The 5,705-nt window shown below is 51.4% G+C and carries 6 protein-coding genes and 1 pseudogene; 1 reads left to right on the forward strand and 6 read right to left on the reverse strand.

Annotated elements, in window-relative coordinates; translation table 11 throughout:
* Positions 1-71 (forward strand): annotated as a pseudogene (locus KQJ18_RS20980) (galactoside ABC transporter permease); the annotation flags it as partial.
* A 57-nt stretch (positions 72-128) separates the two neighbouring features.
* Here the strand turns inward: KQJ18_RS20980 and preA are convergent.
* The 6 genes from preA to KQJ18_RS21010 form a co-directional block, all read right to left on the reverse strand.
* Positions 129-1,364: an NAD-dependent dihydropyrimidine dehydrogenase subunit PreA gene (preA, locus tag KQJ18_RS20985; protein ID WP_216422657.1), complete on the reverse strand. Its 1,236-nt coding sequence runs from the start codon at positions 1,362-1,364 to the stop codon at positions 129-131.
* Positions 1,358-2,599 carry an NAD(P)-dependent oxidoreductase gene (locus KQJ18_RS20990; protein ID WP_160956143.1) on the reverse strand — a complete coding sequence of 414 codons (1,242 nt, stop codon included), beginning with the start codon at positions 2,597-2,599 and terminating at the stop codon, positions 1,358-1,360. Before KQJ18_RS20990 ends, preA begins: the two co-directional genes overlap by 7 nt.
* A 233-nt stretch (positions 2,600-2,832) precedes the next feature.
* On the reverse strand, positions 2,833-3,072 hold the full coding sequence (locus tag KQJ18_RS20995) for a DUF2542 family protein (protein ID WP_096756490.1): 240 nt from the start codon (positions 3,070-3,072) through the stop codon (positions 2,833-2,835).
* A 2-nt stretch (positions 3,073-3,074) separates the two neighbouring features.
* Complete coding sequence (sanA, locus tag KQJ18_RS21000) at positions 3,075-3,794, reverse strand: outer membrane permeability protein SanA (RefSeq protein WP_038641981.1); 720 nt, start codon at positions 3,792-3,794, stop codon at positions 3,075-3,077.
* Between the two features lie 135 nt (positions 3,795-3,929).
* Complete coding sequence (gene cdd, locus KQJ18_RS21005; RefSeq protein ID WP_038641979.1) at positions 3,930-4,814, reverse strand: cytidine deaminase; 885 nt, start codon at positions 4,812-4,814, stop codon at positions 3,930-3,932.
* Positions 4,815-4,962: 148 nt separating this feature from the next.
* Positions 4,963-5,658: a CidB/LrgB family autolysis modulator gene (locus KQJ18_RS21010; protein WP_038641977.1), complete on the reverse strand. Its 696-nt coding sequence runs from the start codon at positions 5,656-5,658 to the stop codon at positions 4,963-4,965.
* Positions 5,659-5,705 lie beyond the last annotated feature (47 nt).

Below are 5,705 nucleotides of genomic sequence, written 5' to 3' on the forward strand. Positions count from 1 at the left end.
ACATTATTAAGGGCGGCATCATCATCTTCGCGGTGGCGCTGGACTCCCTGAAGTACGCGCGTAAGAAGTAACGATAAAACGCCAAAAGGCCGGTGCAGCGCAATCTGCACCGGCCTTTTTTGTCCGCGTTATAATGTTAACGCGTGCTCTTTCTCTCCGGGTTTAAATTTTACTTCACCCAGGTCGATACAGGCGACCGGGCAAACGTGGCCGCACAGCAAGCATCCCACACATTTTTCCGTGTCGCAGTGTGGGGTTCGGGTTTCCTCATTCCATTCCATCGCCTGATGCCCGCCGTCATAACAGGAAATGTAGCAGCGACCACAGCCCACGCATTTATCGAGATGGATGTTTGGGTAGACGATGTAGCTACGGTCAAGATCTTCAGCGGGGATGATATTGGCATTGGCAAGGCCCACCATCTCCTCCAGTGAGTCAAATCCTTGATCGGCGAGGTAATGTGACAGCCCGCTGGTCATGTCCTCCACAATCCGATAACCATACTGCATTATCCCGGTGGTCACCTGCAGCGTGGCCGCGCCTAACAGTAAAAACTCGGCGGCATCTTCCCAGTTTTCTATACCCCCGATGCCGCTAATCGGGAAATCGCGCAGTTCAGGGTGCATGCGCAGTTGCTGAATAAATCGCAGGGCGATAGGTTTAACGGCCTTGCCGGAGTAGCCGGAAATACTGGATTTACCGTTGACGACCGGCATCCCAATTTTCCGGTTCAGATCGATATTGGTAATGGATTTAACCGTATTGATGGTTGCAATACCGTCGGCGCCACCGCGTTTTGCCGCCAGCGCAACCTCACACATATCACCGATATTCGGTGTCATTTTAGCCAGCATCGGCAGGGAAGAACCGCGTTTAACTGCCCGACAATATTTTTCGACCAGCTCAGGGCTTTGCCCAACATCGCTACCCATGGCATGTGAGGTCATTTGCGGGCAAGAGAAGTTGCATTCGATCATGTCTGCACCCGCCTCTTCGACCAGCCGTGCCAGCTCCTGCCACTGCTGTTCATTTTCTCCCATGATCGATGCAATCAGAACTTTATCCGGGTAGTCCTGTTTCAGCCGGCGAATAGCGGCCAGATTTTCCTCCAGCGGGTGCTCGGCAATTTGCTCCATATTTTTGAAGCCAACAAAGCCGGTATCTTCTTTGGTCAGATGGTCAAAGCGTGGAGAGACTTCATTCGCAATAAAGAAACCAATGGTTTTAAAAACAATACCGCCCCAGCCGGTGTCATAGGCTTTGGCGCACATGTCATAGCAGTTGCCCACCGGAGAAGAAGAGAGGCAGAACGGGTTGGGGAATTTGACGCGGCAAAAAGTAATAGAAAGATCTTTCGTTAACATGAGCAAGCTCCCTCTAAGTAGTGATGAATGGCCTGAGCGGCTTCTTTTCCGGTTTTCACGGCGTAAACCACCGTTTTATCGCCTTTTACAATATCGCCCGCGGCAAACAAAGCGGGATCGGCGGTTTGATAATTATCCGTATCGATAAGATTGCGCTGTGGCTTTAACGCGGCGAAATTTTCAAGTTGAGCATGTTGACCAACGGCGAGAATAATATGTTCGGCTTCAAGCGTCAGTTCTCCCGGCAGGCGTACGTGTTTAAAAGTAACCCGATTTCCGCTAACCGCCACAGGCGTGAAACCGTCAATAATCGATACCCCTAACGCTTGTGTGCTGCTGAACTCTTTATCGCTGGCTGGGAAATCGGCCAGTTCTTCACGGGCGACACAGGTAACTGACGGACAGCCCAGCAGTTTCAACGTGCTGGCGACATCCATCGCGACATCGCCGCCGCCGATGATCAATGCGCTTTGCGCGACGGTAATATCGCCGCTGGTTTGCCGGGCTCGTTGCAGAAAATCGACGGCAATTTCAACGTGATTGGCCTTCTCAAACAGCGGTAACGTTGAACCGTAAGACATCCCTACGGTAACCAGTACGGCGCGGTATTCTGTTTTGAGTTGCTCAATGGAAAGGGCAGTGCCGACTTCACAATTGCATTTGATTGTTACGCCCATTTCAACGATACGAGCAATTTCGTTATCTAAAACAGCATGCGGCAGACGAAACTCTGGAATGCCATAGCGTAACCAGCCGCCAGGTTGGGTCTGCTTTTCATAGATAGTGACGTCATAGCCCAGATTGCTCAGCGTTACGCTGGCTTGTAATCCTGCCGGGCCTGCGCCAATGATGGCGATCTTGCCACGTGTTTTTGTGGCGGGTTGATAAATTTTCATTGCGGTCTGCTGCTCAAAGTCGGTAATAAAGCGTTGCAGACGTGCAATATCAATCGGCTTATCAATGCCTGAGCGTGTACACCCGCGTTGGCATAACTTTTCGGTTGGGCATACCCGGGCGCATACTGCCCCAAGTGCATTATTTTCACGAATAGTTTCGGCTGCACCCTTAAAATTACGAAAATAAATGGAGCGAATAAATTTTCCCGGGTCAGTTTGCGCCGGACAATCCTGGCTACAGGGGGCATCGTGACATAATAAACAGCGGGAAGCCTCTTTTATGGCTAATAATGGCGTAAAAGCAGGCGTGAGCTCATCCAGATAATTTTGTTGTGGCATATTTTCTTCCTTAATGCGTGAGTAAATTAAGGCAAACCGTTAATAACAAAATATAAAAATCGAAAGGCTATTCTTAAGGCTAAGCACTGCAGGAAGAGTATTCTGTGAAAGGATTCACAAATAGAAGAGTGTTGGCGGGAAATGCTGGCGAGCAGCATTAATCCCTTACTTTGAAATGGTAACCGTTATCATAATATTAGCTATTCTCAAACGCTAATATAAAAATAATATCTTTATCGATAGAAAATTAAGTAAATAACCATACCGAAGGATAAACATCCGCATCCGGCATAAACCAACACATAGGACCAAAATTGCAGGGGCTCTTGATGGCGATAAGCGTATACCGGTTCGCGCGCATTTTTCTTAATTTTATCTACGGCCCCGGTGCGCCAGCCTTTCCAGGCCTCACGGAAACAAAACACAGGAATGAGCAGAAAGGCCAACACGACGAAGAGGGTTTGTACATCCATGCTTATTTTCCTTGTTTCTTTTGTAATTCGAGTAATTGTTCAGGCGTAACCGCCGGATACCCCTGCGCATCGTCGGGTACCTGATGCATGGTAGGGATGGGTACCAGTGGGCCTAAAAAACGGGGTTCACGTTTAAAAATATAGAGATCGGCGAGTGCGCCAAAACGCGCGCCGAATTCGCGTACCCGCACGGTAAGCATATCTTTTGGTGAAGGCACCGCATAGCACTGGGCCTGAATGCCCATATGCAGCGCAATAAACAAGGCGCGTTCACAGTGGAATCGCTGAGTAATAATGATGAAATCGTTGGTATCGAATACCTTACGGGTACGCACGATGGAGTCGAGCGTACGGAACCCGGCGTAATCAAGCACAATGTCAGCCGGATCGACCCCTGCGGCAATCAGATCCTTACGCATCGTCATGGGTTCATTATAGCTTTGCTGCGCGTTGTCGCCGCTCAGCAACAGATAGTTTACCTTCCCGCTGTTATAGGCGTTCAATGCGCCCTGAATACGGTAGCGGTAATACTGGTTGATAACGCCGGTTCGATAGTATTTTGCCGTACCCAGGACCACACCGACCTGGCGGTAGGGTAAATCCTGTAATTCGTCGTAGATATAGGGGGCAGTCTTCCAGCTCATCCATCTGTCGAGTCCAAGCACAGTCAACAGCAGCAGGCCTGACAGGACTAACAGGCTGTAAAACACGCGCTTTAACATGCAGAAAACTCGTTATTTGGGTGGAATTTCAATCAGGCTACTGTACCGGAAGACGTAGCGCAAGAAACAGCAGTCTGATTGAGGGGATTTTAGTCACTGTTACCCGGTTAGCGCAGCGCCACCGGGCTTTATGAGTTAACTGAGCAGCACGCGCTCAATATTGTTGCAGCCCAGCGCGTGCAGGGTGGCGGAGGTCGCATCCCACTGGATTAACGGCGCATCGGCTTTTTCTGCCAGCACCGCGCGTTGAATGTCCGGATAGTCGTAACCGTTCAGACTCAACAGGTTTAACGCGCCTTGCAGCGGTGGGAGAGTGGGGTTAAAGGCGGCGTTTTCAGCATAGCTGCCACTGAAAATTCGCCCGTCTTTACACTCGAGCGCCACGCCGCTTGGCGATTTGCTGTATGGCATATGGCATCTGTTGGCGGCGGTTATTGCCGCCTGGGTCAGGGCGTCGCCCTGCAGCGCGAAGCCGTGATCCTGGTCGTCCATCAGTAGCGTTTTGATGTCGAGATCTTTTGGCCCGAACGCGTCCGGGAGATAGTCGCGCAGTGCGTGTGGTTCGCGCCCAGGCAGATGAATGCGTAAATCCAACCCGCTGTTCAGTTCGTTCATAAACTGGCGGCAGTGGCCGCAAGGGGTGTAGTTAACGGTGATGGCGGCGAGGCCTTTTTCACCGCGCAGCCAGGCGTGGCTGATGGCGCTTTGCTCGGCATGAACGGTTTGCTGCATTGTTGCGCCCAGGAACTCCATGTTGCCACCGAAGTACCAGGTGCCGCTAATGCCGCGAGAGATCGCGCCCACGTTGAAGTTGGAAAGCGGGGTACGTGCGCAGGCCGCAGCCAGCGGCAGCAGAGCGAATGCCAGCGCGTCTTCGTCCAGTCCCGATTCGCGTTTCAGCAAAGAGACCTGCTCAGCAGTCAGCATGGCGGGGAAATGCGTATCCGCCAGAACAGGGGCCAGGGCTGATTGCAAGTTATCCGCGAGTTGGGCAAAAGCAGTTTGAAAACGTGGATGCATGGCGATGCCTCATAACAATGTAATGGAATCGTAGTTTACGGGCCTGTTACGGCTTTATATGTGATCCAAATCTCATTGTGTGTGCAACTTATGAAACTTAAATGAAAAATGTGCAACGCATCGCAAATAAATAACCAAAAAGTGAAGGTTAGCCGACCACTGCCAGAATAACCGGGAACAGAAACGGGGCGACCAACGAGGTGATAATGCCGCAAATGACCAGCGCCAGAGAGCTAAACGCGCCTTCCTGATAATCCAGTTCTGCGCAACGCGCGGTTCCCAGGGCGTGCGAAGCGGTACCCATTGCCAGTCCTCGCGCGGCCTTCGTGCGAATGCGCATAGCATTCAGTAAAGTATGACCAAATACCGCCCCGAGAATGCCGACGAAAATGACGCACACCGCGCTGATGGCCGGAATACCACCAATACTTCCTCCCACCGCCATCGCGATAGGCGTGGTGACCGATTTCGGCATGATTGACGCGGCAATTTCCGGTGAGGCGCCCATCAACAGGGCGATTGTTGTGCCGGTAACCATCGCCACGACGCTCCCCGCAAAACAGATAGCGATTATCGATTTCCAGCGTGCGCGAATTTGGTGCAGCTGTTCGTATAACGGATAGGCCAGCGCGACCACGGCAGGTTGCAGTAAATCGTTCAGCACCTCGCTGCCTTTGAAATAGTGATCGTAGGGAATTCCGGTCAGCATCAGAATGGGAATAATCACCACCATCGCGACCAGCAGCGGATTCAGCAGCGGCATTTTAAAGCGTGCTGCCAGCTTACGTGCGCCAAAGAACACCGCGAGAGTAAGGGGCAATGACCACCAGATATATGTCATCATTCTTTCGAACCTTTTTGGCCAACAATTTTGCGTTCACCGTGTACAAG

Origin of the sequence: Citrobacter sp. S55_ASV_140 (assembly GCF_018919505.1) — a bacterium.
GTDB lineage: Bacteria > Pseudomonadota > Gammaproteobacteria > Enterobacterales > Enterobacteriaceae > Citrobacter > Citrobacter werkmanii.